This is a genomic window from Phyllobacterium sp. SL163 (assembly GCF_049896885.1).
GTDB classification, from domain to species: Bacteria; Pseudomonadota; Alphaproteobacteria; order Rhizobiales; family Rhizobiaceae; genus Phyllobacterium; species Phyllobacterium calauticae.
Map to the genome: position 1 here is coordinate 179,295 of NZ_JAFCVE010000003.1, position 25,718 is coordinate 205,012.

At 59.5% G+C, this 25,718-nt stretch carries 27 protein-coding genes; 18 read left to right on the forward strand and 9 right to left on the reverse strand.

Annotated elements, in window-relative coordinates; all coding sequences use genetic code 11:
• Window positions 1-73: 73 nt before the first annotated feature.
• Genes glp through ACP7B1_RS07635 form a run of 5 tightly spaced genes read right to left on the reverse strand, consistent with a single transcriptional unit; the run spans window position 74 to window position 5,534 of the window.
• Entirely contained in the window at window positions 74-1,282 is a 1,209-nt protein-coding gene (glp, locus tag ACP7B1_RS07615; RefSeq protein WP_346306812.1) for a molybdopterin-binding protein, read from the reverse strand.
• A gap of 3 nt (window positions 1,283-1,285) precedes the next feature.
• Complete coding sequence (gene moaC / locus ACP7B1_RS07620) at window positions 1,286-1,786, reverse strand: cyclic pyranopterin monophosphate synthase MoaC (protein WP_346306811.1); 501 nt, start codon at window positions 1,784-1,786, stop codon at window positions 1,286-1,288.
• The gene (trpC, locus tag ACP7B1_RS07625) at window positions 1,783-2,601 is read right to left on the reverse strand and encodes an indole-3-glycerol phosphate synthase TrpC (RefSeq protein ID WP_346306810.1); all 819 of its coding nucleotides are present in this window, start codon (window positions 2,599-2,601) and stop codon (window positions 1,783-1,785) included. The genes moaC and trpC overlap by 4 nt, the downstream gene beginning before the upstream one ends.
• A 2-nt stretch (window positions 2,602-2,603) precedes the next feature.
• Window positions 2,604-3,623 carry an anthranilate phosphoribosyltransferase gene (gene trpD / locus ACP7B1_RS07630; RefSeq protein WP_426136858.1) on the reverse strand — a complete coding sequence of 340 codons (1,020 nt, stop codon included), beginning with the start codon at window positions 3,621-3,623 and terminating at the stop codon, window positions 2,604-2,606.
• 18 nt (window positions 3,624-3,641) lie between these two features.
• Complete coding sequence (locus ACP7B1_RS07635; protein WP_346306808.1) at window positions 3,642-5,534, reverse strand: SurA N-terminal domain-containing protein; 1,893 nt, start codon at window positions 5,532-5,534, stop codon at window positions 3,642-3,644.
• A 154-nt stretch (window positions 5,535-5,688) separates the two neighbouring features.
• Here ACP7B1_RS07635 and tpiA point away from each other — a divergent pair, with 154 nt between their 5' ends.
• The 17 genes from tpiA to ACP7B1_RS07720 all read left to right on the forward strand — a co-directional run bounded on the left by tpiA (window position 5,689) and on the right by ACP7B1_RS07720 (window position 21,465).
• Window positions 5,689-6,453, forward strand: a complete 765-nt coding sequence (gene tpiA, locus ACP7B1_RS07640) for a triose-phosphate isomerase (RefSeq protein WP_346306807.1) — start codon at window positions 5,689-5,691, stop codon at window positions 6,451-6,453.
• Window positions 6,454-6,565: 112 nt separating this feature from the next.
• The gene (secG, locus tag ACP7B1_RS07645) at window positions 6,566-7,036 is read left to right on the forward strand and encodes a preprotein translocase subunit SecG (protein WP_346306806.1); all 471 of its coding nucleotides are present in this window, start codon (window positions 6,566-6,568) and stop codon (window positions 7,034-7,036) included.
• Window positions 7,037-7,244: 208 nt separating this feature from the next.
• Complete coding sequence (locus tag ACP7B1_RS07650; protein ID WP_346306805.1) at window positions 7,245-7,925, forward strand: L,D-transpeptidase; 681 nt, start codon at window positions 7,245-7,247, stop codon at window positions 7,923-7,925.
• A gap of 145 nt (window positions 7,926-8,070) precedes the next feature.
• Window positions 8,071-9,699: a CTP synthase gene (locus ACP7B1_RS07655; protein ID WP_346306804.1), complete on the forward strand. Its 1,629-nt coding sequence runs from the start codon at window positions 8,071-8,073 to the stop codon at window positions 9,697-9,699.
• A gap of 55 nt (window positions 9,700-9,754) precedes the next feature.
• Window positions 9,755-10,651: a VOC family protein gene (locus ACP7B1_RS07660; RefSeq protein ID WP_346306803.1), complete on the forward strand. Its 897-nt coding sequence runs from the start codon at window positions 9,755-9,757 to the stop codon at window positions 10,649-10,651.
• Window positions 10,648-11,481: a 3-deoxy-8-phosphooctulonate synthase gene (gene kdsA, locus ACP7B1_RS07665; protein ID WP_426136894.1), complete on the forward strand. Its 834-nt coding sequence runs from the start codon at window positions 10,648-10,650 to the stop codon at window positions 11,479-11,481. The genes ACP7B1_RS07660 and kdsA overlap by 4 nt, the downstream gene beginning before the upstream one ends.
• A gap of 142 nt (window positions 11,482-11,623) precedes the next feature.
• The gene (eno, locus tag ACP7B1_RS07670; protein ID WP_346305417.1) at window positions 11,624-12,901 is read left to right on the forward strand and encodes a phosphopyruvate hydratase; all 1,278 of its coding nucleotides are present in this window, start codon (window positions 11,624-11,626) and stop codon (window positions 12,899-12,901) included.
• A 182-nt stretch (window positions 12,902-13,083) separates the two neighbouring features.
• The gene (locus ACP7B1_RS07675) at window positions 13,084-13,416 is read left to right on the forward strand and encodes an FtsB family cell division protein (protein ID WP_223615003.1); all 333 of its coding nucleotides are present in this window, start codon (window positions 13,084-13,086) and stop codon (window positions 13,414-13,416) included.
• A gap of 128 nt (window positions 13,417-13,544) precedes the next feature.
• Window positions 13,545-14,576 (forward strand): pyruvate dehydrogenase (acetyl-transferring) E1 component subunit alpha, encoded by a 1,032-nt coding sequence (gene pdhA / locus ACP7B1_RS07680; protein WP_346305418.1) that lies wholly within the window; start codon window positions 13,545-13,547, stop codon window positions 14,574-14,576.
• A 13-nt stretch (window positions 14,577-14,589) separates the two neighbouring features.
• A complete protein-coding gene (locus ACP7B1_RS07685; RefSeq protein ID WP_346305419.1) occupies window positions 14,590-15,978 on the forward strand; it encodes a pyruvate dehydrogenase complex E1 component subunit beta in 1,389 nt (462 codons plus the stop codon).
• 34 nt (window positions 15,979-16,012) lie between these two features.
• Window positions 16,013-17,326 carry a pyruvate dehydrogenase complex dihydrolipoamide acetyltransferase gene (locus ACP7B1_RS07690; protein ID WP_426136895.1) on the forward strand — a complete coding sequence of 438 codons (1,314 nt, stop codon included), beginning with the start codon at window positions 16,013-16,015 and terminating at the stop codon, window positions 17,324-17,326.
• An 8-nt stretch (window positions 17,327-17,334) separates the two neighbouring features.
• On the forward strand, window positions 17,335-17,973 hold the full coding sequence (locus ACP7B1_RS07695) for an SGNH/GDSL hydrolase family protein (protein WP_346305420.1): 639 nt from the start codon (window positions 17,335-17,337) through the stop codon (window positions 17,971-17,973).
• 23 nt (window positions 17,974-17,996) lie between these two features.
• A complete protein-coding gene (gene lpdA, locus ACP7B1_RS07700) occupies window positions 17,997-19,442 on the forward strand; it encodes a dihydrolipoyl dehydrogenase (RefSeq protein ID WP_346305421.1) in 1,446 nt (481 codons plus the stop codon).
• A gap of 22 nt (window positions 19,443-19,464) precedes the next feature.
• Complete coding sequence (locus ACP7B1_RS07705) at window positions 19,465-19,728, forward strand: hypothetical protein (protein ID WP_403174018.1); 264 nt, start codon at window positions 19,465-19,467, stop codon at window positions 19,726-19,728.
• A gap of 15 nt (window positions 19,729-19,743) precedes the next feature.
• A complete protein-coding gene (locus ACP7B1_RS07710; protein ID WP_223614997.1) occupies window positions 19,744-20,022 on the forward strand; it encodes a GlsB/YeaQ/YmgE family stress response membrane protein in 279 nt (92 codons plus the stop codon).
• A gap of 14 nt (window positions 20,023-20,036) precedes the next feature.
• Window positions 20,037-21,002, forward strand: a complete 966-nt coding sequence (gene lipA / locus ACP7B1_RS07715) for a lipoyl synthase (RefSeq protein WP_130269307.1) — start codon at window positions 20,037-20,039, stop codon at window positions 21,000-21,002.
• A gap of 4 nt (window positions 21,003-21,006) precedes the next feature.
• On the forward strand, window positions 21,007-21,465 hold the full coding sequence (locus ACP7B1_RS07720; RefSeq protein WP_346305422.1) for a type II toxin-antitoxin system RatA family toxin: 459 nt from the start codon (window positions 21,007-21,009) through the stop codon (window positions 21,463-21,465).
• A gap of 77 nt (window positions 21,466-21,542) precedes the next feature.
• Here ACP7B1_RS07720 and ACP7B1_RS07725 read toward each other — a convergent pair whose 3' ends face one another.
• Together ACP7B1_RS07725 and ACP7B1_RS07730 are read right to left on the reverse strand one after the other, a co-directional pair.
• Window positions 21,543-22,172, reverse strand: coding sequence for a DUF1062 domain-containing protein (locus ACP7B1_RS07725; protein WP_346305423.1), 630 nt, complete (start codon window positions 22,170-22,172; stop codon window positions 21,543-21,545).
• Between the two features lie 355 nt (window positions 22,173-22,527).
• Window positions 22,528-23,256: a class I SAM-dependent methyltransferase gene (locus ACP7B1_RS07730; protein ID WP_346305424.1), complete on the reverse strand. Its 729-nt coding sequence runs from the start codon at window positions 23,254-23,256 to the stop codon at window positions 22,528-22,530.
• Window positions 23,257-23,555: 299 nt separating this feature from the next.
• On the opposite strand from ACP7B1_RS07730, the gene ACP7B1_RS07735 reads away from it, so the two are divergent.
• Window positions 23,556-23,984, forward strand: a complete 429-nt coding sequence (locus tag ACP7B1_RS07735) for a GNAT family N-acetyltransferase (RefSeq protein ID WP_346305425.1) — start codon at window positions 23,556-23,558, stop codon at window positions 23,982-23,984.
• Between the two features lie 2 nt (window positions 23,985-23,986).
• Here ACP7B1_RS07735 and ACP7B1_RS07740 read toward each other — a convergent pair whose 3' ends face one another.
• Both ACP7B1_RS07740 and ACP7B1_RS07745 read right to left on the reverse strand, forming a co-directional pair.
• Complete coding sequence (locus tag ACP7B1_RS07740; RefSeq protein WP_426136859.1) at window positions 23,987-24,478, reverse strand: CinA family protein; 492 nt, start codon at window positions 24,476-24,478, stop codon at window positions 23,987-23,989.
• On the reverse strand, window positions 24,475-25,668 hold the full coding sequence (locus ACP7B1_RS07745) for a bifunctional 2-C-methyl-D-erythritol 4-phosphate cytidylyltransferase/2-C-methyl-D-erythritol 2,4-cyclodiphosphate synthase (RefSeq protein WP_346305429.1): 1,194 nt from the start codon (window positions 25,666-25,668) through the stop codon (window positions 24,475-24,477). The genes ACP7B1_RS07740 and ACP7B1_RS07745 overlap by 4 nt, the downstream gene beginning before the upstream one ends.
• Window positions 25,669-25,718: the final 50 nt, after the last annotated feature.

The following is a 25,718-nucleotide window of genomic DNA, read 5'->3' on the forward strand; positions in this document are numbered from 1 at the left end:
CTTGGGTTGCTCTCAGGCGATACCGCTCTGGAGTTGTGGACTGACCCATGACTCCAGAGGCCCGGTTTTTAAATCAGCGTAACATCAGGATTGTACAGGGCGAACCGGCGGCAAGGGCTGGCGCATGCGGTTCGCGGATGATCAGGCCATTGGCGTCGGCGAGGAATTTCAGCATGGATGAATCCTGCAGCGGAAACGGCGTCGCGGTCAGCGTGCCATCCGGTCCGGTGACGATGCGCGCCCGGACATAATCCTGCCTCTGGTCATTGGTCGGCATATCGGCTCCGAGAACCGCAGCGCGCAGATCGGGCGTGTGCGCTAGTCCCATGAAGGTGCGGATAAGCGGCGTCAGGAATATGTGCGCACAGATCAGGCTGGATACGGGATTGCCGGGCAGGCCGAGAATGCGCATGCCCTGGAGATGGCCGAACATCAGCGGTTTGCCGGGACGCAGGGCGATTTTCCAGAAATCGAGTTCCATGCCGCGCGCGGCAAGGGCAGGCTGGACCAGATCATGGTCACCAACCGAGGCGCCGCCCAGTGTCACCAGGATATCGGCCTGCGCTGCAACAGCGCGATCCAGCGCGTCGCTCAGCGCTTCGAGCCGGTCTTCGGCAATGCCCAGATCGATGGCGATGCCGCCCGCATTGCGTACGATTTCAGCCAGACCATAACTGTTGGAAGCAATGATCTGGTCGGGCCGGTAGCTTTCGCCGGGGCTGACCAGTTCATCGCCGGTCGCCAGTATCGCGACGCGCGGACGCCGCACGACGGACAGATGCGGATGATCGGCGGATGCGGCGAGGGCAAGGGCCGCCGGATCAAGCTGCCGGCCGGCGGCAAGCAGGACATCGCCGCTGTTGAAATCGAGGCCGGCCGCGCGGATGTTGCGGCCAAGGACGATTGTTTCGACAATCTCCACCTCATCGCCATGCGGCAAAGTGTTTTCCTGAATGACCACACTATCGGCACCCGCCGGCACCGGTGCGCCGGTGAAGATGCGCACAGCTTCGCCCGGATCGACCGAGCCTTGGAAGGCATGCCCGGCAGCGGATTGACCCACCAGCTTCAGGCGGACAGGCACGCTGGCGACATCGGCGGCGCGCACGGCGTAGCCATCCATCGCCGAGGCGGCAAAGGGCGGTTGCTGGCGGCGGGCATGCAGGTCGGCAGCGAGCACGCGTCCGCCCGCATCACCGAGCGCAACGGTTTCCGGTTCCAGCAGATCCACATTGGCCAGGATGCGCCGCAGCGCTTCGTCAACCGGAAGGAGGTCTGCCATCGTTCAATTCCCGTCTGAAGTTTCCGCGGACCAATCGCCGGATTTTCCGCCCGATTTCTGCAACAGGCGAATATCCTGAATGATCATACCCTTGTCGGCGGCTTTTGCCATGTCGTAGATCGTCAGGCATGCAATGGAAACCGCGGTGAGCGCTTCCATTTCGACCCCGGTTTTGCCCGTCAGCTTGACGGTGGCACGCACCCGCAGACCCGGCAGGGCCTTGTCGGCATCGATATCGACGCTGATCCTGCTCAGAAGCAGCGGATGGCATAGCGGAATGAGGTCATGGGTTTTCTTGGCGGCCATGATCCCGGCGATGCGGGCCGTGCCGATGACATCGCCCTTCTTGGCATTGCCGGAAAGGATCAGCTCAAGCGTTTCCGCCAGCATCCGCACGGACCCTTCCGCCACGGCAACCCGTTCAGTCTCGGCCTTGCCGCCGACATCGACCATATGGGCCGCGCCGGTGCTGTCGAGATGGGTCAGCTTCGGCGCGGTTGTCATGCGGCGCTTGTCTGCTGGTCCGCTGTGCCATGCAGAAGCGCGTGGGTCGCTGCCGCCACATCGCTCTGGCGCATCAGGCTTTCACCGACGAGGAAGCTGCCGATGCCCGATTTGGCGAGGCGCTGGCAATCCGCATGGCTGAAGACGCCGCTTTCGCTGACGAGCAGCTTGTCCGCCGGCACCATTCTGGCCAGTCGTTCGGACACGGCGAGATCCACATGGAACGTGCGCAGATCGCGGTTGTTGATGCCAAGAAGCGGCGAGGTGAGCTTCAGCGCCCGTTCCATTTCCGCTTCGTCATGCACTTCGACCAAGACATCCATATCAAGCGCCATCGCCGTTTCTTCGAGCGCTGCGGCCAGTGCATCGTCGACGCTCGCCATGATGATCAGAATGCAATCGGCGCCCCAGCTGCGCGCCTCAAACACCTGGTAGGTGTCGAAGAGAAAATCCTTGCGCAGGGCAGGCAGGCTGACAGCGACGCGGGCTGCAGTCAGAAATTCCGGCGCACCCTGAAACGACGGAGCATCGGTCAGCACGGATAGGCAGGCTGCGCCACCCTCTTCATAGGCCTTCGCCAGCGCGGGCGGATCAAAATCCGGGCGAATCAGGCCTTTGGAGGGGCTCGCCTTCTTGATTTCGGCAATCAGGCCGAATGTATTGGCGGCGCGTTTCCGCTGCAAGGCGCTGAGAAAACCACGTGGGGCGTCCTGATCACCGATCCGGGCCTTGAGGTCATCGACGCTCAGGCGTGTCTTGGCGGCAGCAATCTCTTCACGCTTGTAGGCTTCGATCTTGCGAAGAATATCAACCATGGTCAGTCAGCCTTGCTGTTGGATACGTGCACCAGCTTCTTTAGCACATTTCGCGCCGCACCGCTGTCGATGGAATGGGCCGCCATGCTGATGCCGGTTTTCAGGTCGCCGGTGGCGCCAGCGACAACCAGTCCGGCACCCGCATTGAACAGGGTGATATCGCGATAGGCGCCATGCGCGCCGTCAAGGACGGAGAGCAGCGAGACCGCGTTTTCTTCCGCCGTGCCGCCCTTCAGATCCTGGGGATCGACAAGGCGCAGGCCAAAGGCTTCGGGTTCGATCTCGAAGGTGCGGATCACACCGTTTTCAAGGGCAGCGACTTTGGTGACGCCCGCCGTGGTGATTTCATCAAGACCGTCGCCATGCACGACCCATACGGATTCCGAACCAAGGTTCTTCAGCACCTGCGCGATGGGTTCAACCCATTCGGGCGCATAGACGCCGACGAGCTGGCGGGTAACGCCCGCGGGATTGGTCAGCGGGCCCAGCAGATTGAAGATGGTGCGGGTGCCAAGTTCGACCCGGGCGGGGCCGACATGCTTCATCGCCGGATGGTGCGACGGCGCGAACATGAAGCCGATACCGGCTTCCTCGATGCAGGTGGAGATCAGATCGGGACCGATTTCGATGTTGATGCCGAGCGCCGCCAGCGTATCAGCCGCGCCGGAGCGCGAGGAGAGGGCGCGATTGCCGTGCTTGGCAACCGGCACGCCGGCGCCGGCCGCGACAAAGGCGGCGCAGGTTGAAACGTTGTAGGAACCCGACTGGTCCCCGCCGGTGCCGACGATATCGATGGCGCCGGGTACGGCTTTCACGGGAAGCATTTTCGAGCGCATGGCCGAGACCGCTCCGGCAATCTCGTCAACCTGCTCGCCGCGCACCCGCAAGGCCATGAGCAGGGCGCCGATCTGCGCCGGGGTTGCCTGTCCCGACATCATGATGTCGAAGGCTTCCACGGCTTCCTCGCGGGAAAGCGCTTTTCCCGCTGCCGCAATGCCGATGAAACGTTTCAGTTCAGCCATTCCTGGGTCTCACTGCAATCACTGGCGGGCAAGCGCCTGATTAATAACGGTCTTGTTGATGGTAACGGGATAGACGGTCTGCAATTGCATGACCAACTGATCGAGCAGATCGTCGGACAGGCGCGACGTGAAGGAATCCTTCTCCGCCTTGGTCAGCGAGTCGGGTCCCACATTCAGCGGTTCGATCGATTCCGTCACCTTGAAGATCAGCTTCGACTGGTCCGCCGCCGATTCCGTAACGCCGACCAGACCGTTGGGCCCGTCGAACACCGAGGCAACGCCGCCGACACCGAGGTCGGTATCCTTTGATTGGCGCGTGATGCCGCGTTTGGTTTCCTTGGTGAACTTGAATTCGGCCGCGATGTCGTCAAGCGATGTGCCGGATGCAACGCGCTTGCGCACTTCCTCGGCCTTTTCATTGAGGCGCTTTTCAAGCTCGGCCGTCCGCCAGTTGTCCGTGACCCGCGCCTTCACTTCGTCGAGTGTGCGGTCGCGTGCCGGTGTGATGCCAGTGACATCGTACCAGAGGAAACTGTTCGGACCGATATTGAGCGGCTCATTGTCAAAACCCTGATCGGCAAGGAAGGCGGCGGCCAGAAGATTTTCACCGAACGGAATACCCGGAATCTCCTTGTCGTCCGGTCCGCGGCCCGACTGGTCGACGGCATCGATGGTGACCACCTTGAGGTTCTGTTTGGCGGCGGCATCGGCCATGGTGGCGCCGTCGGCCCGGGCATTCTCATAGGCGTCGTGCACGGACATGACTGACGATGCGGCGAGGGAAAGCGCGATCGTCTCGCGAATGTCCTTCTCCACCTCGGAAAGCGGCTTGATGACTTGCGGTGCGGCAGCAGTCGCCCGCACGATGACCGGGCCAAACGCGCCGGTGATCACGTCGCTGACATTTCCGGCCTGAAGCTTGAAGATCGCATCGGCAATGGTCTGGTCGGGCAGGGCGTTGCGCTGGAACGTACCAAGACGCACGTCATTCATTGTCTTGCCTTCGGCCTTCACTTCATCATCGAACGAGGTGCCTGCAGCCAGACGGTCATGGGCAGCCTTGGCTGCATCGGCATTGGCAAAGGTCAGCTGTTCAATGGTGCGGGTTTCCGGCGAGGTATAGCGGGCAATGTTCTTGTCATATTCCGCCTTGATTTCCTCGGGCGAAACCGATGCCTGGTCGGCAATGTCCTTGGGTTCAAGCTTGACGTAGGTGATCTTGCGGTACTGCGGCGCGGCGTAGGCTTCCTTGTTTGCGTCGAAATAGGTCTTCAGGTCCGCATCGCTGGGGGCAGGGATGTCGGTGATGAAGGATTTCGGCATCGAGACGTAGTCGATGGTGCGGGATTCGCCTTTATAGGTCGCGACCGCCTTCAGCAGCGTATCGGGCACCGTGATGCCGTCGGCGACGGCTTCGACGATCTGCTGGCGGCGGGCGATCTTGCTGCGGCTGTCGAGATAGCCTTGCGGGGTCATGCCGGCATTGCGCAGCACCAGATCAAACTGGCCGGGATTGAAACGGCCGTCAGGTCCCTGAAACGCCGGATCTTCGGCGGCCAGCTGTGCCAGGCGATCCTTGGACAGGCCAAGCGACATCTTCCGCGCTTCTTCGTCGAGCACGACACCGGCGACAAGCTGCGCCTGCACCTGATTGCTGACGCCAATGGCATCGGCCTGTTCACGGGTGAAGCGCTGGCCAAAACGCTGCTGCAGGGCGGCAAGCTGGCGGTCATAGGCCAGACGATATTCGACCGGTGAGACTTTCGAGCTTCCGGCGCTGATCGCCGAACCATTGCCGACGGCGCTGAGAATGGTATTGGAAACGCCCCAGCCAACAAAACTGACGCCAAGAAGAGCAAGAAGCAGCTTGGCTACCCAGGTCTGGGCCACGTCGCGCAAGGAATCGAGCATAGAAAGTCACCGTAACAGTATGAGGCTCAAATTGAATTGCTTAGGGGAATAGCGTCATGAAGGGCTTGTGTCGATTGCTTTATCAAGTGAATTTGCTAGTCAGACAATCAAATGACCGAGAAATCATCAAATCTATCGTCTTGAGGAACGCCGAATGACCCCTGATGTCCGTCCACTCGTTGCTGGTAACTGGAAAATGAACGGGACGGGAGAGTCTCTGGATGAACTGCGCATTATCGTCAACCGGCCGAATTCGGCCATTGGCGAGAAGATTGACGCATTGATCTGCGTGCCGGCCACGCTGGTTTTCCGGGCAGCCCAGTCCGTCGAAGGCGAGGCGCTTGCCATTGGCGGCGAGGATTGCCATGCGAAAAAGTCCGGTGCGCATACGGGCGATATCTCCGCCAACATGTTGAAGGATGCCGGCGCATCGCATGTCATTATCGGACATTCCGAGCGGCGCACGGATCACGGCGAGACCGACGCGATGGTCAATGCCAAGGCCGTGGCCGCATGGGACGCCGGACTGGTCGCGATCATCTGCATCGGCGAGACCGAAGCACAGCGTAAGGCTGGAGCGACGCTCGATATCATTGCAACGCAGCTCGCCGGTTCCATCCCCGATGGGGCCACCGCTGCCAATACGGTTATCGCCTACGAGCCCGTATGGGCGATCGGGACCGGATTGACGCCGACCGCCGATGATGTCCGTGAGGTTCACGCGTCGATCCGTGCGGCGCTGACCGCGCGTTTTGGCGCGGAAGGCGCGCGGCAGCGCATTCTCTATGGCGGCTCGGTAAAACCCTCCAATGCGGTCGAGCTTCTGGGCATCGCGAACGTCGATGGTGCACTTGTTGGCGGCGCGAGCTTGAAAGCGGTGGACTTCCTGGCCATCTGTGAGGCGTACCATTCGCTCTGACGAGCATCAAAAGCGCCGAATTGCCGAGAAAACTGTCCGCTGACGGGCTTGGTTTATTAAGAGATACGGTGTAAAGAGCCGCGTCCGACACCTAGAAAGCAGAAAATACCCCATGCAAACCGTCGTCATCGTCATTCATCTTCTGATTGTACTTGCCCTCGTTGGAGTTGTGCTCATGCAGCGCTCTGAAGGCGGCGGTCTTGGGATCGGTGGCGGCTCGGGTTTCATGAGCGCACGCGGCGCTGCCAACGTGCTTACGCGGGCAACGGCGATTCTTGCGACAGGCTTTTTCATCACGTCCCTGGCGCTCGGCATCATGTCGCGCTACGCCGAAAGCCCGACGGATATTCTCAACCGTATCCCGGCAACGACGGGTGGACAGCCCGCAACCGGCGGACAGCCAGCTGGCAGCGGCGGCATTCTCAACCAGCTTCCGGGTGCTGCGACCACGACGCCGCCGGCATCTGACGCTTCGGCACCGGCCGTACCAGCGGCTCCAGCACCGGCCGAATCAACAGCGCCTGCGCCTGCTGCTCCGACCGCGCCGGCACAGCCCGCAAACCCTGTTCCCAATTCGCAGTAACCGCCGCTGAAACTGATTCTTTGCGGATGCGCAGCAAATGTGTTGCGCTTCCGCAACCCTTGGCGGTGAAGAATCAGTCTGGGCTGTTCTTCACGGTGATTTGCATTGAGTGGAAAACAGTCTTCAGATATCGCCATAGTCAGGTTTGGCCTTGGGGGCCTGGCAAGTGCCGCTGATGGCGCGTGCATATTATCCGGGAACTAACACTATGATTTCACGTCGCTCTCTGCTCATCGGAATTTCTGTTCTGGCCATGTCCGGATCGGCTTTCGCTCAGTCCACCATCAATACGGCCGCAACGCCTGCCGATGCGGCAAAGGTTGACGCGACGCCAACCGCTTCCACTGCAAAACCAGCCAAGGTTTCGCAGGCCCGCAAGCCAGCCCGTGCAACGGCGGCAGCGGCCAAGCGCAACTATTCGCTCGATCCGAAGTATCTGCCGCAGGACGTTTCCTTCACCGGTTACAAGACCGGCACCATCGTGATCGATCCGAAGCAGAAGTTCCTTTATCTGGTTGAGTCCTCCACGACCGCACGCCGCTATGGCATTGCCGTCGGCAAGGAAGGTCTCGAATTCAAGGGTACCGCCGAAATCCGCACCAAGCGCGAATGGCCCCGTTGGATCCCGACCAAGGAAATGATCGAGCGCGAACCAAATCATTACGCCAAGTATGAGAACGGCATGGACGGTGGTCCAGGCAATCCGCTCGGCGCGCGCGCTCTCTACCTTTCACAGGGCAACAAGGATACCTATATCCGTATTCACGGTACCGTGCAGCCCTGGACCATCGGCAGCTCCGCTTCGAACGGTTGTTTCCGCATGGTCAATGATCACGTGATCGATCTTTACAACCGCGTCACTGTTGGCACGGAAGTGGTTGTACTGTAAGAACTATTCGTCGCTGAATTGAAACGGCCAGACCTAACGTCTGGCCGTTTTGCTTGTTTGAAAAAGATATTGGCACGGGAAAAACGGCTTTCATGCCGATTTTTTTGTGGCCAAATCACTCACAAAGGACTAACGAGATAAGCCCATGGCCCGATATGTTTTCATCACTGGCGGCGTGGTTTCTTCCCTCGGAAAAGGCATCGCCGCAGCTGCTTTGGCAGCCCTCCTTCAGGCTCGTGGATACCGTGTACGGATTCGCAAGCTTGATCCTTATCTCAACGTCGACCCCGGCACGATGTCGCCGTATCAGCACGGCGAGGTCTTTGTGACCGACGATGGCGCTGAAACTGACCTCGATCTTGGTCATTACGAGCGCTTTACGGGGCGTCCTACCAACAAGCAGGACAATATCACCACCGGACGCATCTACCGCAACATCATCGAGAAGGAACGCAGGGGTGACTACCTCGGCGCGACCGTTCAGGTGATTCCGCACGTCACCGATGAGATCAAGAATTTCATCGTCGACGGTAATGAGGATTACGATTTCGTGCTGTGCGAAATCGGCGGTACAGTCGGCGATATCGAAGCGATGCCGTTCCTCGAGGCGATCCGCCAGCTCGGCAACGACCTGCCGCGCGGCAGCGCTGTCTATATCCACCTGACCCTGATGCCCTATATCCCCGCAGCGGGCGAACTGAAGACCAAGCCGACCCAGCACTCCGTCAAGGAACTGCGCTCGATCGGTATCGCACCGGATATTCTGCTGATTCGTGCGGATCGCGAGATTCCGGAATCGGAACGCCGCAAGCTGTCGCTGTTCTGCAATGTCCGCTCGTCCGCGGTCATCCAGGCGCTCGACGTCGATACGATCTATGACGTTCCGATGGCCTACCACAGGGAAGGCCTCGATTCGGAAGTTCTGGCGGCATTCGGAATCGATCCTGCACCAAAGCCCCGCATGGAGCGTTGGGACGAGGTCAGCAAGCGTATCCACAATCCGGAAGGCGAAGTCACGATTGCCGTTGTCGGCAAGTACACCGGCCTCAAGGATGCCTACAAATCGCTGATCGAAGCCCTGCACCATGGCGGCATGGCCAACAAGGTGAAGGTCAATCTCGACTGGATCGAATCGGAAATTTTCGAACAGGAAGATCCGACGCCCTATCTGCAGAAGGTACACGGCATCCTGGTGCCGGGCGGCTTCGGCGAGCGCGGCTCGGAAGGCAAGATTCTGGCGGCAAAATTCGCCCGCGAGAAGAAGGTCCCGTATTTCGGTATCTGCTTCGGCATGCAGATGGCGGTCATCGAGGCCGCTCGTTCGCTGGCAGGCGTCGAGAAGGCATCGTCCAGCGAATTCGGTCCGACGAATGAACCGGTCGTCGGTCTCATGACCGAGTGGCTCAAGGGCAATATGCTGGAGAAGCGCACGCAGGCTGGCGATCTCGGCGGCACCATGCGTCTGGGTGCCTATGAAGCCATGCTCAAATCCGGCACGCGGATTGCCGACATCTATGGCTCGACCGATATATTCGAGCGGCATCGCCACCGTTACGAGGTGAACATCGATTACAAGGACCGTCTGGAAGATTGCGGTCTGGTGTTCTCGGGGATGTCGCCGGACGGTGTTCTGCCGGAGACCATCGAATATGCCGATCATCCATGGTTCATCGGCGTCCAGTACCATCCGGAACTGAAGTCACGGCCATTCGAACCGCATCCGCTGTTCGCCTCGTTCATTCAGGCGGCCATGGACCAGAGCCGGCTCGTTTGAAACAATATGGGGTGTGGCTTGAATTGCATTGCTCTTTAAGGCACACCCTTTTCCCATGACCATAGCAACTCCGCGCACGCCCCGACCTGTTGATCATCTGGTTCTGCCTGTTGTGGACCTCGATACGGCGCGCCAGCGTCTGGAAGCACTCGGCTTTACCGTTGCGCCATCAGCGCAGCATCCGTTTGGCACGGAGAATGCCTGCGTCTTCTTCTCGGATAACACCTATCTTGAACCCCTTGCCATCGCCCAGCGCGAAACCTGTGAAACCGAAGCCAGAAATGGCAATGTTTTTGTTGCGCGCGATCAGGCCTATCGTTTCCGCAACGGGCAGGACGGTTTTTCCGCCCTGGTCATGGGAACGCAGGATGCTGGGGCAGATCACAAGGAGTTTGTGAGATCTGGCATTTCGGCTGGCGAAATACTCGATTTTTCAAGAGCCTTCAAAACACCTGATGGAGCAGAAGGTGTGGCCAGTTTCCGGTTGGCCTTTGCCGCGGATCTGCGCGCGCCGGATGCGTTTTTCTTCACTTGCGAACGTGTCAATGCACCGAAAGTCGACCGCACGGCCCTGCAGACTCACAGGAATGGCGCGATCGGGTTGCGTGAGATCGTGCTGTCGGAAGTCAATCCGACGGATTTCCAGTATCCCTTGCAGGAACTGGTCAACCAGCGCGACGTCAACGCCCATTCCTTCGGCATGGATATCCGTGCTGCCAATGCCAATATCACCGTGCTGACGCCTGCCGGTCTTCGATCCTTTCTCGGTCTGGGTGCGCCGGAAAACGAGCGGGGTTTGCGCCTGCAGGCCTTTGTTGTCGGTGTTCGCGATCTGGCTGCGGTTGAAACGCTGCTCACCAACAACAATATCTCCACCGAAAAGCGCGGCTCCCGCCTGATTGTGCATAGGGCACCGGGACAGGGCGCTGCCATTGTATTTGAGGCTGCCTGATGTCCCTGAATTCCACTGTCTCCGCCGGCCCGGTTGCCTTTTCCAATACCGCGCAGTTTTCGCTGATTGCCGGGCCTTGCCAGATGGAAAGCCGCCAGCATGCCTTCGACATGGCGGGCGCGCTGAAGGAGCTGACCGGCAAGCTCGGCATCGGACTGGTCTACAAGTCGAGCTTCGACAAGGCCAACCGGACGTCGCTGACCGGCAAGCGCGGCTTCGGCCTTGAAAATTCGCTGCCGGTTTTCGCCGATATCCGCAAGGAGTTCGGACTGCCGACGCTGACCGACGTTCACACGGAAGAGCAGTGCGCGGTTCTGGGCGAAGTGGTCGATGTGCTGCAGATCCCGGCGTTTCTCTGCCGCCAGACCGATCTGCTGATCGCTGCTGCCAAGACCGGCAAGGTGGTCAACATCAAGAAGGGCCAGTTCCTTGCGCCCTGGGATATGAAGAACGTCATTGCCAAGGTCACGGAAAGCGGCAACCCGAATGTGATGGTGACCGAGCGCGGCGCATCCTTCGGCTACAACACGCTGGTATCGGACATGCGTTCGCTGCCGATCATGGCGGGCTTCGGCGCGCCGGTGATTTTCGATGCGACTCATTCCGTGCAGCAGCCGGGCGGGCAGGGCAGTTCCACCGGTGGGCAGCGCGAATTTGTCGAGACGCTGGCGCGTGCCGCCGTTGCCGTCGGCGTGGCCGGCGTGTTCATCGAAACGCACCAAGACCCGGACAATGCGCCATCGGATGGCCCGAACATGGTGCCGCTCGACCAGATGCCGCGTCTTCTGGAAAAGCTGCTGGAGTTCGACCGGATCGCCAAGTCGGCGTGATCTGATTTTCAGGAAAAGGCCGTCTCTGACGGCCTTTTTTCTGTTTTGAGCAACAAATCGTCCTCATGGGGATTTTCCTTGTCATCTTCATTCGCTATTCCAGTGGCGAATGCTGCCCAATGCAAATTGAAGGAAAAGCCTTATGACTGCTATTGTCGATATTATTGGCCGTGAAATTCTGGATAGTCGCGGGAACCCGACTGTTGAGGTCGATGTCATTCTCGAAGACGGCTCACTCGGCCGCGCGGCGGTCCCATCCGGCGCATCGACGGGTGCACATGAAGCTGTTGAATTGCGCGATGGCGGCACACGCTATCTCGGCAAGGGCGTTCTGAAGGCTGTCGATGCCGTCAATGGCGAGCTGTTCGATGCAATCGGCGGTCTCGACGCGGAGAACCAGATTCACATCGACAAGACCATGATCGATCTCGATGGCACACCGAACAAGAGCCGTCTTGGCGCCAACTCCATTCTTGGCGTATCGCTCGCCGTTGCCAAGGCCGCCGCTGAATCCTCCGGCCTGCCGCTCTACCGCTATCTCGGCGGACCGAACGCCCATGTCCTGCCGGTGCCGATGATGAACATCATCAACGGCGGCGCGCATGCCGACAATCCCATCGATTTTCAGGAATTCATGATTCTGCCGGTTGGCGCATCGTCACTGGCCGAAGCCGTGCGTTACGGTGCGGAAGTGTTCCACACGCTGAAGAAGCGCCTGAAGGATGCCGGCCACAACACCAATGTGGGCGACGAGGGCGGTTTTGCGCCGAACCTGAAGACGGCACCGGCTGCACTGGACTTCATTATGGAGTCCATTGAGAAAGCCGGTTTCAAGCCGGGCGAAGAAATCGCCATCGGTCTGGATTGCGCTGCAACCGAATTCTTCAAGGATGGCAATTACGTCTATGAAGGCGAGAAGAAGAGCCGCGATCCGAAGACCCAGGCAAAGTATCTGGCCAAGCTGGCGGCTGACTACCCGATCATCAGCATCGAAGACGGCATGTCCGAAGATGACTGGGAAGGCTGGAAATACCTGACCGATCTGATCGGCGACAAGTGCCAGCTCGTCGGCGACGATCTGTTCGTCACCAATTCGGCGCGTCTGCGCGATGGCATCAAGATGGGCGTAGGCAATTCCATTCTCGTCAAGGTCAACCAGATCGGCACGTTGTCGGAAACTTTTGACGCGGTCGATACGGCGCATCGCGCTGGCTATACCGCCGTCATGTCGCACCGCTCCGGTGAAACCGAGGACTCGACGATTGCCGATCTCGCCGTTGCCACCAATTGCGGACAGATCAAGACCGGCTCGCTTTCCCGCTCTGACCGGATCGCCAAGTACAACCAGCTGATCCGTATCGAGCAGGAACTCGGACCGCAGGCCCGCTATGCCGGCCGTGGCATTTTCCGCAGCCTCTGATACGCGTTACATTCGAACAATTGAGATGGCGGGCCCTGTGCCCGCCATTTTGTTTTGGTGGGGCGGCCCCCAAGCAGCCGGAGCGGCAAATTTAATCGGCTGTTAAGCAAAACATTGTTTTATGGCCGGGTGACTAATCGGGCCATCGTGACCTGATTCCGCATCCCTTCGGGTCATTTGCCATGTGGACAAAACAGAGACGGAAAACCAATCGCGGACGGCTTGTCGTGCCGATCCTTGCCTCGATGTTTTTCGCCTATTTCGGTTTCCATGCCTATCACGGCGAATACGGTCTCTATTCCACCATCAAGCTGCAGGATCAGACCCGGCTGCTGCGCGCCCAGTACGACGCGGTTAAGGCGTCGCGCACGGAGCTTGAACGGGAAGTACAACTTATGCATGATGGAACAATCGAGCGGGACATGTTAGATGAACAGGCCCGCAAGGCGTTGAATGTATCGCGGCCGGACGAAGTCACAATTATGCGTGGCTCGGGCGATTTAACTATTAACTGAATTCCGGTTAATTCACTTTTTATCGTGCATTTTGAACGTCTTATTTGCATAGCTCTTATTCAATTCTGCATATTGTAAGTTCTGCTCCTGCTGCTATTGTCGTCCGACAAAATAACAGGGAGTGAGATATGGCTACGAGGGCGAAAAAAAGCCCTGCGCGTTCTGCGCAGACCTCTGCTGTCAAAGCACCAAAACCAATCGAGTACACAAAGGAGCAGGAGCTCCACGCCTATGGCGAAATGCTGCTGATCCGGCGTTTCGAAGAAAAGGCCGGCCAGCTCTACGGCATGGGTTTCATTGGCGGTTTCTGCCATCTCTATATCGGTCAGGAAGCTGTTGTGACCGGCATGCAGGCGACACTGGTTGAAGGCGATCAGGTCATCACCGGTTATCGCGACCACGGCCACATGCTGGCCTGCGGCATGAGCGCCCGGGGCGTCATGGCCGAACTGACCGGACGCCGCGGCGGCCTTTCCAAGGGCAAGGGCGGCTCCATGCACATGTTCTCGAAAGAGAAGCACTTTTACGGCGGTCACGGCATCGTCGGTGCGCAGGTCTCCCTCGGTACGGGCCTCGCCTTTGCCAATCGCTACCGCGACAACGGCAATGTCTCCCTGGCTTATTTCGGTGATGGCGCGGCCAACCAGGGCCAGGTCTACGAAAGCTTCAACATGGCGGCGCTCTGGAAGCTGCCGGTCATCTACATCATCGAAAACAACCGTTACGCCATGGGTACGGCGGTTTCCCGCGCTTCGGCCGAAACCGATTTCTCCCGTCGCGGCATTTCCTTCAACATCCCCGGTATTCAGGTCGACGGCATGGATGTCCGCGCCGTTCAGGCTGCTGGCGAAGAAGCCACCGCATGGGCGCGCTCCGGCAAGGGCCCGATGATCCTGGAAATGCAGACATACCGGTATCGCGGTCACTCCATGTCGGATCCGGCCAAGTACCGTTCCAAGGACGAAGTGCAGAAGATGCGCTCCGAACACGATCCCATCGAGCAGGTGAAGAGCCGGTTGATCGACAAGGGCTGGTCCACCGAGGACGACCTGAAGAAGATCGACAAGGACGTTCGCGACATCGTTGCCGACGCAGCGGATTTCGCCCAGTCCGATCCGGAGCCGGATGCATCCGAGCTCTATACCGACATTCTGCTCTAAGGGAGGCGCAACCATGCCTGTAGATATTCTGATGCCAGCGCTCTCGCCGACCATGGAAGAGGGCAAACTGTCGAAATGGCTGAAAAAGGAAGGTGACAAGGTCACCTCCGGCGACGTTCTCGCGGAAATCGAAACCGACAAGGCGACGATGGAAGTGGAAGCGGTCGATGAAGGCACCATCGGCAAGATTCTTATTGCCGAAGGCACCGACAACGTGAAGGTCAACACCGTCATCGCCGTTCTCCTGGGCGATGGTGAAAGCGCCGATAGCGCGCCAAAGGCTGCAGCCGCTGAAGCGCCCGTCAAGGCGCAAGAAGCCCCGCAGCAGGAAGCGGAAGCCGCGAAGCCGGCCGCGACCGTTCCGGCGGCGCCGAAGACCGAAGTTGCCGCCGATCCGGATATTCCGGCAGGAACCGAAATGGTCTCGACCACCGTGCGCGAAGCACTGCGCGACGCCATGGCGGAAGAGATGCGCCGTGACCCCAACGTTTTCGTCATGGGTGAAGAAGTCGCCGAATATCAGGGCGCCTACAAGATCACCCAGGGGCTGCTCGACGAATTCGGCCCGCGCCGTGTTGTCGATACGCCGATCACCGAACACGGCTTTGCCGGCGTGGGTGTTGGCGCGGCCATGACCGGCCTGCGTCCGATCGTGGAGTTCATGACCTTCAACTTCGCCATGCAGGCGATTGACCAGATCATCAATTCGGCGGCCAAGACGCTCTATATGTCGGGCGGCCAGATGGGCGCACCGATGGTGTTCCGTGGTCCCTCCGGTGCGGCTGCCCGCGTCGCGGCCCAGCACTCCCAGTGCTATGCCGCTTGGTACAGCCATATTCCGGGCCTCAAGGTCGTCATGCCCTACACGGCTGCCGATGCGAAGGGTCTGCTCAAGGCTGCGATCCGCGATCCGAACCCGGTCATCTTCCTCGAAAACGAAATCCTCTACGGTCACTCCTTCGATGTGCCGAAGCTCGATGATTTCGTCCTGCCGATCGGCAAGGCCCGTATCCACAAGAAGGGCACGGACGTTACGCTCGTCTCCTTCGGCATCGGCATGAACTACACGGTCAAGGCGGCGGAAGAGCTGGCCAAGCTCGGCATCGATGCCGAAATCATCGATCTGCGCACCATCCGCCCGATGGACATTCCGACGGTTGTCGAATCGGTCAAGAAGACCGGTCGCTGCGTCACCATCGAGGAAGGCTATCCGCAGTCCTCGGTCGGTACGGAAATCGCCACCCGCGTCATGCAGCAGGCTTTCGATTATCTCGATGCGCCGATCCTGACGATTGCCGGCAAGGACGTTCCGATGCCCTATGCCGCCAATCTGGAAAAGCTGGCATTGCCGAACGTTCAAGAAATCGTCGAGGCCGTCAAAGCTGTGACATACACAGCATAAAGGGGAGGAAATCGATATGCCGATCAATATCACCATGCCGGCTCTTTCTCCCACGATGGAAGAGGGCAATCTTGCCAAATGGCTTGTCAAGGAAGGCGATAAGGTTGGTCCCGGCGATGTGATTGCCGAGATCGAAACCGACAAGGCAACGATGGAAGTCGAAGCGGTCGACGAGGGCACGGTCGCCAAGATCGTGGTTCCCGCCGGTACGGAAGGCGTCAAGGTCAACGCGCTGATCGCCATTCTGGCGGCGGACGGCGAAGATGTCGGCGCTGCTGCCAAGGGCGGCGACGCAGCTCCCGCGAAAGCAGAAGCCGCACCTGCGCCCGCCAAGGCGGAAGCACCCAAGGAAACGGCGCCAGCGCCGGCTGCACCAGCCGCCGCTGTTGCTGCTCCGGCAAAGTCCGGCGACCGGACATTCTCGTCACCGCTGGCCCGCCGCATCGCCAAGGATGCCGGTATCGATCTTTCCGCTGTAACGGGCTCCGGCCCGCATGGCCGCGTCATCAAGAAAGACGTCGAGGCAGCAATCTCCGGTGGCGGTGCCAAGGCACCTGCGGCAGCTGCAGCGGCCACGCCGGCGGCGGCGCCCAAGCCCATGTCGGACGATACGGTGCTGAAACTGTTCGAGGAAGGCTCCTACGAGCTCGTGCCGCATGACGGCATGCGCAAGACGATTGCCAAGCGTCTGCTGGAAGCCAAGTCAACCGTTCCGCATTTCTATCTGACGGTCGATTGCGAACTCGACGCACTGCTGGCACTGCGTGCCCAGATCAATGCGGCATCGCCGATGCGCAAGACGGAAAAGGGCGATGTTCCCGCCTACAAGCTGTCCGTCAATGACATGATCATCAAGGCGATGGCTCTGGCCCTGCGCGATGTTCCGGACGCCAATGTGTCCTGGACCGAAGCCAACATGGTCAAGCACAAGCATTCCGACGTGGGCGTTGCCGTGTCGATCCCCGGCGGCCTGATCACGCCGATCATCCGCAAGGCGGAGGAAAAGACCTTGTCCACCATCTCCAACGAGATGAAGGACCTGGCCAAGCGCGCGCGCGACCGCAAGCTGAAGCCCGAGGAATACCAGGGCGGCACGACTGCGGTTTCCAACCTCGGCATGTTCGGCGTCAAGGACTTCGCCGCCATCATCAACCCGCCGCATGCCACCATTCTGGCAATTGGTGCGGGTGAAGAGCGGGCCGTCGTCAAGAAGGGTGAGATCAAGGTCGCCACGGTCATGTCCGTGACGCTCTCGACCGATCACCGCGCCGTCGATGGAGCCTTGGGTGCCGAGCTTGCTCAGGCCTTCAAGCGCCACATCGAAAACCCGATGGGCATGCTGGTCTGAGGCCGCCAATGAAAACGGTGCTCTGCTATGGCGATTCACTGACCTGGGGGTACGTTCCCGACGGGTCAGGGCGCCATGCGCTGGGCGATCGCTGGCCACAGATTTTGCAGGCAGAGCTTGGCGGCAGCGTGAATGTTGTCGCGGATGGCCTGAACGGGCGGACAACCGCCTTCGACGACCATCTCTCGGGGTTTGAACGCAATGCTGCCAAGACGCTGACCACCGCGCTTGGCACGCATTTTCCGCTCGACCTCGTGATTGTCATGCTCGGCACCAACGACATGAAGAGCTTTATCTGCGGCAGTGCGCAGGGCGCCAAGCGCGGCATGCAGCGGCTGATCGAGATCATCCGTACGGCACCCTACCAGCTTGATGCGAAAGCGCCTGACATCCTGATCATGTCGCCGCCGCCGCTGGGCGAGACGGATGGTCCGGAATTCCGGCTGGTGTTCGAGCAGGGCATCGAACAGTCCCGCCTGCTCGCCGCCTTTTATGAAGATGCCGCCCGGCAGGCCGATTGCGCGTTTTTCGATGCGGGATCGGTGGCGAAGACATCGCCGGTCGATGGCGTGCATCTGGATGCAGACAATACACGGGCAATCGGCAAGGCCATTGCACCAATCGTTCGAGGCATACTCGATATTTAGTTCAGTCTTAGGAGGACCGAGACTTGGCCAATACTTACGACGTGATCATCATTGGTTCCGGCCCGGGCGGCTATATCGCCGCTATCCGTTCCGCGCAGCTGGGATTGAAGACGGCCATCGTGGAACGCGAGCATCTCGCCGGTATCTGCTCCAACTGGGGCTGCATACCGACAAAGGCGCTGCTGCGCTCGGCAGAAATCTTTCATTACGCCGAACACGCGAAGAATTACGGCCTGAAGATCGAAGGCAGCGTGACTGCTGACCTCAAGGCCATCGTTGCACGCTCGCGCGGCATTGCCGAGCGGATGAATGGCGGCGTCGGCTTCCTGATGAAGAAGAACAAGGTCGATGTCATCTGGGGCGAGGCCAAGTTGACCAAGCCCGGCGAGATCGTCGTGTCCAAGACCACCAAGAAGCCGGTCGAGCCGCAGGCGCCGCTGCCCAAGAACACCCTGGGCGAGGGCACTTATACGGCCAAGCATATCATCATCGCCACCGGTGCCCGTCCGCGCGCGCTGCCGGGTATCGAGCCTGATGGCAAGCTGATCTGGACCTATTTCGAGGCGATGAAGCCGGAAGACATGCCTAAATCGCTGCTTGTCATGGGCTCCGGTGCCATCGGTATCGAATTCGCATCGTTCTACCGCACGATGGGCGTCGATGTGACCGTCGTCGAGGTCATGCCGCAGGTCATGCCGGTTGAAGACACCGAGATTGCCAATTTTGCCCGGAAGCAGTTTGAAAAGCAGGGCATGAAGATCATTCTCGACGCCAAGGTGACCAAGGTCGAGAAGTCAGCCAATTCCATCACCGCCCATGTGGAAAAGAAAGACGGCAAGGTCGAAAAAATCACCGCGGACCGTATGGTTTCGGCTGTCGGCGTGCAGGGTAATATCGAAAACATCGGCCTTGAGGCACTCGGCATCAAGACCGATCGCGGCTGCATCGTCATTGACGGCTATGGCAAGACCAATGTTGCCGGCATCTACGCCATCGGCGACGTTGCCGGGCCGCCCATGCTGGCGCACAAGGCCGAGCACGAGGCTGTCATCTGCGTCGAGAAGATTGCCGGACTGCCGAACGTGCATCCGATGGACAAGGCCAAGATTCCGGGCTGCACCTATTGCAACCCGCAGGTCGCTTCCGTTGGTTTGACCGAAGCCAAGGCAAAGGCTGAGGGTTATGACGTCCGCGTCGGCCGTTTCCCGTTCGTCGCCAATGGCAAGGCGATTGCGCTGGGTGAAGACCAGGGCATGGTCAAGACCGTCTTCGACAAGAAGACCGGCCAGCTCCTTGGCGCCCATCTCGTCGGTGCTGAGGTGACGGAACTGATTCAGGGTTTTGTGGTTGCGATGAACCTCGAAACGACCGAAGAAGAACTGATGCACACGATCTTCCCGCATCCGACCCTGTCGGAAACGATGAAGGAAAGCGTGCTGGATGCCTATGGACGTGCACTGAACGCCTGATAACGAAAGGAATTCCGGTCCGTTGGTCACCATCAAGGACAGCAAACCCTGGATTCGCCTGTCATGGGCAATCCTCAAATGGTCGACCCTGATCGGCTTTGGGCTGGGGTTTGCTGCGTCTGCCTTGAGTCTGGTTTCCGGCAACACCATATCCATCAATGGCACGGCCATCGGCGGCTGGACCGGTGTGTGGGTCGTGACTTTTGCCTGCGGGTTGGGTGGTTTTCTTTTCGGTGCTATATGGGCTCTGGTGTTTCGTGCCATTGCGATTGCATCAGGACGATAGGGCGAGCGAGGGAAGATGGATCAGCCAGTCGGTATCATGAGCATGCCCGGTGTCGGTTTCTTCGGGATGCTGGTCATCGGCTTCATCGCCGGATATATCGCGGAAAAGGCGATGAGCCGCAATCATGGCTTGTTCACCAATATTCTTGTTGGTATTGCCGGATCGTTCGTGGGTGGCACGCTGGCCGGATTGTTGAATTTCAACTTTTACGGCTTTTTTGGAAATCTGATTGTTGCGACGGCGGGCGCAATTATCATTCTGTGGATTTTTGGCAAAGCCAGATCCTCGAATTAAACTAGGAAGTCCTGATGGTAACGGTTCTCGATACGATCGATCAAAAGCGGCGCCTGCGGCATCCGGAAAAGGCGCATCGTCCGGATACGGAAATTCTGAAGAAGCCGGACTGGATTCGCGTCAAGGCGCCGGTCTCCAAGGGCTATGCGGAAACGCGCGAGATCGTGCGCTCGCACAGCCTCGTGACCGTGTGCGAAGAGGCCGGTTGCCCGAATATCGGCGAGTGCTGGGACAAGAAGCACGCCACCTTCATGATCATGGGCGAGATCTGCACCCGTGCCTGCGCATTCTGCAATGTCGCAACGGGATTGCCGACGGCGCTTGATCCGAACGAGCCGGAAAATGTCGGCAAGGCCGTCAAGAAAATGGGCCTGACCCACGTGGTCATCACCTCGGTCGACCGTGACGATCTTCCCGATGGCGGCGCCCAGCATTTTGCCGACGTCATCAACGCGATCCGCGCGATTTCACCCGGCACAACGGTTGAAATCCTCACGCCGGATTTCCTGCGCAAGGACGGTGCGCTCGAGATCGTCGTTGCCGCGCGCCCCGACGTGTTCAACCACAATCTGGAAACGGTGCCTTCCAACTATCTCAAGGTGCGTCCGGGTGCCCGTTATTTTCATTCCATCCGCCTGCTGCAGCGGGTGAAGGAACTCGATCCGACCATCTTCACCAAATCCGGCATCATGGTCGGCCTCGGCGAAGAGCGCAACGAAGTGCTGCAGCTGATGGACGACCTGCGTTCGGCCAATGTCGACTTCATGACCATCGGCCAGTACCTGCAGCCGACGCGCAAGCATCATCCGGTTCTCAATTACGTCACGCCAGACGAATTCAAGTCCTATGCGACCATCGCCAAGACCAAGGGCTTCCTGGTGGTTGCATCGAGCCCGCTGACACGCTCGTCGCACCATGCGGGTGATGATTTCGCCAAGCTGAAGGCTGCACGCGAGGCGCTGCACGCCAACCGAAGCTGACTGAATGCCGAAATTCGATACGACACGCCCCGTGGTGCATCGGGCCGAGCAGATGTTCGATCTGGTGGCGGATGTGGAAAGCTATCCGCAGTTCCTGCCGATGTGCGAAAGCCTGAAGGTGCGCTCACGCAAGGAGCGGGACGGCAAGACGCTGCTCATTGCCGATATGACCGTGGGCTACAAGCTGATCCGCGAGACGTTTACCAGCCAGGTCCTGCTCAAGCCGGACGAGAAGATAATCGAGACCAAATATGTCGACGGGCCGTTCCGCTATCTCGACAATAAATGGCAGTTCGTACCCTCCGCAAACCCGGAACATTCCGAGGTCAAATTCTACATCGACTATGAATTCAAAAGCCGCACGCTCGGTTTTTTGATGGGGTCGATGTTCGATATTGCCTTCCGGAAATTCACCGAGGCCTTTGAAAAACGCGCCGACCAGATTTACGGCCGCGATTCATAGGGCAAAGCCATATTTTCATTTGCCGGATAACTAAAACACCCCACAGCGCAGGAATCGCCGCCGTGGGGTGTTTTGTTTCAGGCGCTCACCTGTCTGCTAGCCGCATCGATAATCCTGTCACGCTCCGGTTGATCGGAGATATCCAGGAGAACGACCAGACCGTCTCCAACGCTTTTTCGCAGAATGTTGCGACCTGATGGCGCCGTGGACAGCAGGCCGCCGCTTTCGAGTGTCTGTATCCGGCTGCGGGATAAAGCCAGTTCCGAAGCCAGAAGCCGATCGAGGCGCACGGTCGTTGTCAGTGGCAGTCTGAGTTCAATCGATAGATGCGTTACATCCAGCGCCTGAGATAGAAGCTTCTTCCGGACGGTAACATCTGAGAACTCCGTGACCTCCATTGCCTTCAATCCCACTGGATTGAAAGCCAGACGCTCGAGCCATTCCGGATCGTTGGTCTGAAGGGCTGCAAGGGTTTGCAGGTCGATATCCCGGACATACCTGCGCTCGAAAATCGTGCGGTTCCACGTGTTTTCGCAGACCGTGCATTTGTAGATGAGCCAGGCATCGAGTTTGCGGCCATTGGCATTGAGCCGGGCCTTGCCGCTGGATTGGAAGGGCCGCTCGCAGCGGCAATGGCTGCAGGCAATGAGGGGCTGGGGAGCCGCTCGTGGAACAATGGTCCATTGGACACAGAGAGTATTGGACATGCCGTCTTGATCTTCCTTTTGGAAGTTCAGCAAGAAGGCTGTCAGACAGTCATGGACTGAGCGCGGTGTGGCGTGTTCGGGAATGGGAAGAGTTTTGGGCCGATGCGTCTGCGCAAAGCACACGCTTGAATTGCCAACCGGCCTCTAACTCTGCCACCCGCTGAACATGTGTCAGCACTGCCGGAACGCAACGCGCGTTGTCAGCAGCACAGGGTAATACAGGCGAGACCGGTCTTTACGATGGCAAAATGGGACTCCAGGCGGGTCAAAAACTCTTCCGCGCTGAGCCGTATCAAAATCCGGGCGCCATTGGAAGCCCCCGGATTTCTCCCGATCAAACGGCGTCTTGTGGCCTTTAGCGCTGTGCGGCAACCAGCAGAAACATCGGGCGCTCCAGTTCCTCGGCAAGCTCGGGCCGCGCGATGATCTGTTCTTTCGTCGGCTTCCATTCTTCCACGTGGGAGATGGTGAAACCCGCTGTCATCAGCAGATTGAGGATGGTGCCGATTGTCCGGTGCTGTTTGATGACGCCTTTGGCCAGCCAGTCGGTCACACGCGGCCCCTCGACCAGATAGCCGTCGACGGGCCAGGATTTGCGGCCTTCCGCATCGATGAACCAGCCGGGACGGGATGGTGCCATAAAGATGGGATGTTCCATCGAGAAGATGAATGTCGCGCCGGGAACGAGTGCCTTGTGAACGGTCCGGAACAGCCCGGCCAGATTGTCAATGTAATGCAAGGTGAGTGAACTGTAGGCGAGGTCAAACGCTGCCTCGGGGAGGTCAAGCACCTCCAGATCGGCTCTGTCATAACGAATGGCCGCATCTGTCGACATTGATCGCGCCCGCGCCAGCATGTTTTCCGAAACATCGAGGCCCAGCACCTCGGCGGCGCCGTTCTCGCGCGCCCAGCGGGCAAACCAGCCAAAGCCGCAACCGAGATCCACGGCGCGCAGGCCGTGAAGGTCTGGCATCAGCGCCTGCAGGGCAGGCCATTCCGCGGCACTGGCAAGTCCGCCCACCGAGCGGCCCAACTGGCTGTAACCCTCGAAGAAGGCCGGCGTATCATAAATATTCTGTGTCATTGTGTTCTCCATCTTGATGCCGATGGACGGCGCGCACCATAAAAAAGCCCCGTCCGTTGCCGGCGGGGTTTGCTGGTGACGCGTTACGCTTTTCGATCAGCGTGCACAAAGTCCCTGCATCCCGCCTGTTGGGATGCCGGCAACCCGCGCAACAATCAAAACGTCATTCTCGATCATGGAACCGATATCCCATGCTGGCGGTGATGATGTCAAGAATGGCAAGTTTCCGCGTCTGGGATGATTGATCGCAGCGGGACGATTCAGCTAGAACTGCGGCGCAACCAGCTTGGGAGAGAATGATGAGCGGCGTTCAGCCCGATTACACGCTTCACAGGGAAGCACCATCCGTTGACGATTATTGCCGGTTGCGGGTGATTTCCGGTTTGAGTCCGAAGAGCCGTGAGGCGGCTCTTATCGGTCTTCCCAACACGGTCTGCGGCGTGACGGTGACGCTGGACGGCAAGGCAGTCGGCATGGGCCGCATCGTCGGGGATCGCGGCTGTTTCTATCAGGTCGTGGACATTGCGGTTGATCCCGCCCATCAGGCGCGCGGGCTTGGCAAGAAGATCATGGCTGCGTTGATGGACCATGTGGCGGCGGAAGCGCCTGATGGCGCCTATGTCAGCCTCATCGCCGATGGCCCTGCCAAACATCTCTACGCAAAATTCGGTTTCGAGCCGGTGACGCCGGATTCCATCGGCATGGCGTTCCGGGTGTCGCGCACCTGAGTTCAGGCGAGCGTCTTCAACACCAGATCGAGCGCCGTTTCGACGGCGTTTTGCCGGATGCTCGCGCGTCCCTGATCGGGAAAAACATGCCGCACAGCCTGCGGCGCCTGTCCCTTGAGGGCGACACCGAACCAGACGAGACCAACCGGCTTGGCCGCCGATCCGCCGCCGGGACCTGCAACACCCGTCACCGCCACGGCAATGCCGGCGCGCGAGTGTTGCAATGCGCCCGCGGCCATGGCCAGCGCCACTTCTTCCGATACGGCGCCATGGGCAGTGATCACGTCCATGGGAATGCCGAGCATCGCGTGCTTGGCTTCGTTGGAATAGGTGATGAAGCCACGATCCACCACATCGGATGATCCGCCGATGTCGGTGAGCGATGCCACAATCAGCCCCCCGGTGCAGGATTCGGCTGTTGCCAGCAGAATGCCTCTGGCGCGGCAGGCTTCCAGAACCGCGATGGCTTTTGTCTCTGCGATCAGTCCGCTCATTCCGGCAATCCTCCGGGATAGATCACCGATGCCGTGGCGATGGCGGCGATGCCTTCCTTGCGGCCGATAAAGCCCATTTTTTCATTGGTCGTCGCCTTGACCGATACACGATCGGGCGTAATCCCGAGCATTTTCGACAGGGCGGCGGTCATCGCCTCGCGGTGCGGGCCGACTTTCGGTTCCTCGCAGATCAGGGTGATATCGGCATTGGCGATGCGCCCGCCGGCCGCCTTGACGATTTTCACGGCATGCTCGACGAAGATATGCGAGGCGGCACCCTTCCATTGCGGGTCGGACGGCGGGAAATGCGTGCCGATATCGCCCGCGCCGCGCGTGGCCAGCAAAGCATCGGTCAGTGCATGCAAGGCGACATCCGCATCGGAGTGGCCATTGAGCTTGCGGTCATGTTCGATGAAGACGCCGGCGAGCGTCACACCATTGCCGGGCTCGAAAGAATGCACGTCATAGCCGTTGCCCGTGCGTACATCCGGGAAGGCGGCATGCCTTTGCGACAGACGGTCATCAGCCATATCGATATCCTTTGCCCAGGTGAGTTTCGTATTGTCCGCCGATCCCTCGACAATCCGCACCGGCAGGCCCTGCCACTCGGCAATGGCGGAATCATCGGTGAAGTCGGAACGGCCGATGGCAAACGCGGCATCATGCGCCGCCATGATCGGCCCATAGGGGAAGGCCTGCGGCGTCTGCGCCGCATAAAGACCGGCACGCGGCACGGTGGCGCTGACCATCGCATCATGGCCCGCAGCCTTCAGCGTATCGGAAACGGCAAGCACCGGCAGGACACCAATATGCGGCGTCAGGTTGAAAATAACCCGCTCGAGCAGGTCGGCTGATATGAACGGCCGCACGCCGTCATGGATGAGCACGTGGTCCGGCGCCTGGTCTTTCAGGGCGAGCAAGCCAAGCCGGGTTGATTCCTGCCGCGTCGGCCCGCCGGTTACGCATGTGACCCGTGCCGCATAGTCTCCAGCCGCCTGGGCGAAGAGGGATTCGTCTTCCTTGTGGATGACAACGACGACATCTCCGATGAACGGGCAGCCGAGAAAGGCCCGCAGCGTATGCGCCAGAACCGCTTCACCGCCGATCTTGCGGTATTGCTTCGGTCCTTCAACGCTTTGGCCCGCGCGTTCCCCGCGACCAGCCGCCACAATGACGGCTGCCACCCGCATCTGCTTGTCGTTTGTACCTGCCGCCACACTTCTCTCCGTAACTCCAGACT

What these genes read in the sequence shown, in the direction of transcription:
- glp (WP_346306812.1), bottom strand. Translation starts at nt 1,282, where the DNA reads ATGGCAGACCTCCTTCCGGTTGACGAAGCGCTGCGGCGCATCCTGGCC.
- moaC (WP_346306811.1), bottom strand. Translation starts at nt 1,786, where the DNA reads ATGACAACCGCGCCGAAGCTGACCCATCTCGACAGCACCGGCGCGGCC.
- trpC (WP_346306810.1), bottom strand. Translation starts at nt 2,601, where the DNA reads ATGGTTGATATTCTTCGCAAGATCGAAGCCTACAAGCGTGAAGAGATT.
- trpD (WP_426136858.1), bottom strand. Translation starts at nt 3,623, where the DNA reads ATGGCTGAACTGAAACGTTTCATCGGCATTGCGGCAGCGGGAAAAGCG.
- ACP7B1_RS07635 (WP_346306808.1), bottom strand. Translation starts at nt 5,534, where the DNA reads ATGCTCGATTCCTTGCGCGACGTGGCCCAGACCTGGGTAGCCAAGCTG.
- tpiA (WP_346306807.1), top strand. Translation starts at nt 5,689, where the DNA reads ATGACCCCTGATGTCCGTCCACTCGTTGCTGGTAACTGGAAAATGAAC.
- secG (WP_346306806.1), top strand. Translation starts at nt 6,566, where the DNA reads ATGCAAACCGTCGTCATCGTCATTCATCTTCTGATTGTACTTGCCCTC.
- ACP7B1_RS07650 (WP_346306805.1), top strand. Translation starts at nt 7,245, where the DNA reads ATGATTTCACGTCGCTCTCTGCTCATCGGAATTTCTGTTCTGGCCATG.
- ACP7B1_RS07655 (WP_346306804.1), top strand. Translation starts at nt 8,071, where the DNA reads ATGGCCCGATATGTTTTCATCACTGGCGGCGTGGTTTCTTCCCTCGGA.
- ACP7B1_RS07660 (WP_346306803.1), top strand. Translation starts at nt 9,755, where the DNA reads ATGACCATAGCAACTCCGCGCACGCCCCGACCTGTTGATCATCTGGTT.
- eno (WP_346305417.1), top strand. Translation starts at nt 11,624, where the DNA reads ATGACTGCTATTGTCGATATTATTGGCCGTGAAATTCTGGATAGTCGC.
- ACP7B1_RS07675 (WP_223615003.1), top strand. Translation starts at nt 13,084, where the DNA reads ATGTGGACAAAACAGAGACGGAAAACCAATCGCGGACGGCTTGTCGTG.
- pdhA (WP_346305418.1), top strand. Translation starts at nt 13,545, where the DNA reads ATGGCTACGAGGGCGAAAAAAAGCCCTGCGCGTTCTGCGCAGACCTCT.
- ACP7B1_RS07685 (WP_346305419.1), top strand. Translation starts at nt 14,590, where the DNA reads ATGCCTGTAGATATTCTGATGCCAGCGCTCTCGCCGACCATGGAAGAG.
- ACP7B1_RS07690 (WP_426136895.1), top strand. Translation starts at nt 16,013, where the DNA reads ATGCCGGCTCTTTCTCCCACGATGGAAGAGGGCAATCTTGCCAAATGG.
- ACP7B1_RS07695 (WP_346305420.1), top strand. Translation starts at nt 17,335, where the DNA reads ATGAAAACGGTGCTCTGCTATGGCGATTCACTGACCTGGGGGTACGTT.
- ACP7B1_RS07710 (WP_223614997.1), top strand. Translation starts at nt 19,744, where the DNA reads ATGGATCAGCCAGTCGGTATCATGAGCATGCCCGGTGTCGGTTTCTTC.
- lipA (WP_130269307.1), top strand. Translation starts at nt 20,037, where the DNA reads ATGGTAACGGTTCTCGATACGATCGATCAAAAGCGGCGCCTGCGGCAT.
- ACP7B1_RS07720 (WP_346305422.1), top strand. Translation starts at nt 21,007, where the DNA reads ATGCCGAAATTCGATACGACACGCCCCGTGGTGCATCGGGCCGAGCAG.
- ACP7B1_RS07725 (WP_346305423.1), bottom strand. Translation starts at nt 22,172, where the DNA reads ATGTCCAATACTCTCTGTGTCCAATGGACCATTGTTCCACGAGCGGCT.
- ACP7B1_RS07730 (WP_346305424.1), bottom strand. Translation starts at nt 23,256, where the DNA reads ATGACACAGAATATTTATGATACGCCGGCCTTCTTCGAGGGTTACAGC.
- ACP7B1_RS07735 (WP_346305425.1), top strand. Translation starts at nt 23,556, where the DNA reads ATGAGCGGCGTTCAGCCCGATTACACGCTTCACAGGGAAGCACCATCC.
- ACP7B1_RS07740 (WP_426136859.1), bottom strand. Translation starts at nt 24,478, where the DNA reads ATGAGCGGACTGATCGCAGAGACAAAAGCCATCGCGGTTCTGGAAGCC.
- ACP7B1_RS07745 (WP_346305429.1), bottom strand. Translation starts at nt 25,668, where the DNA reads ATGCGGGTGGCAGCCGTCATTGTGGCGGCTGGTCGCGGGGAACGCGCG.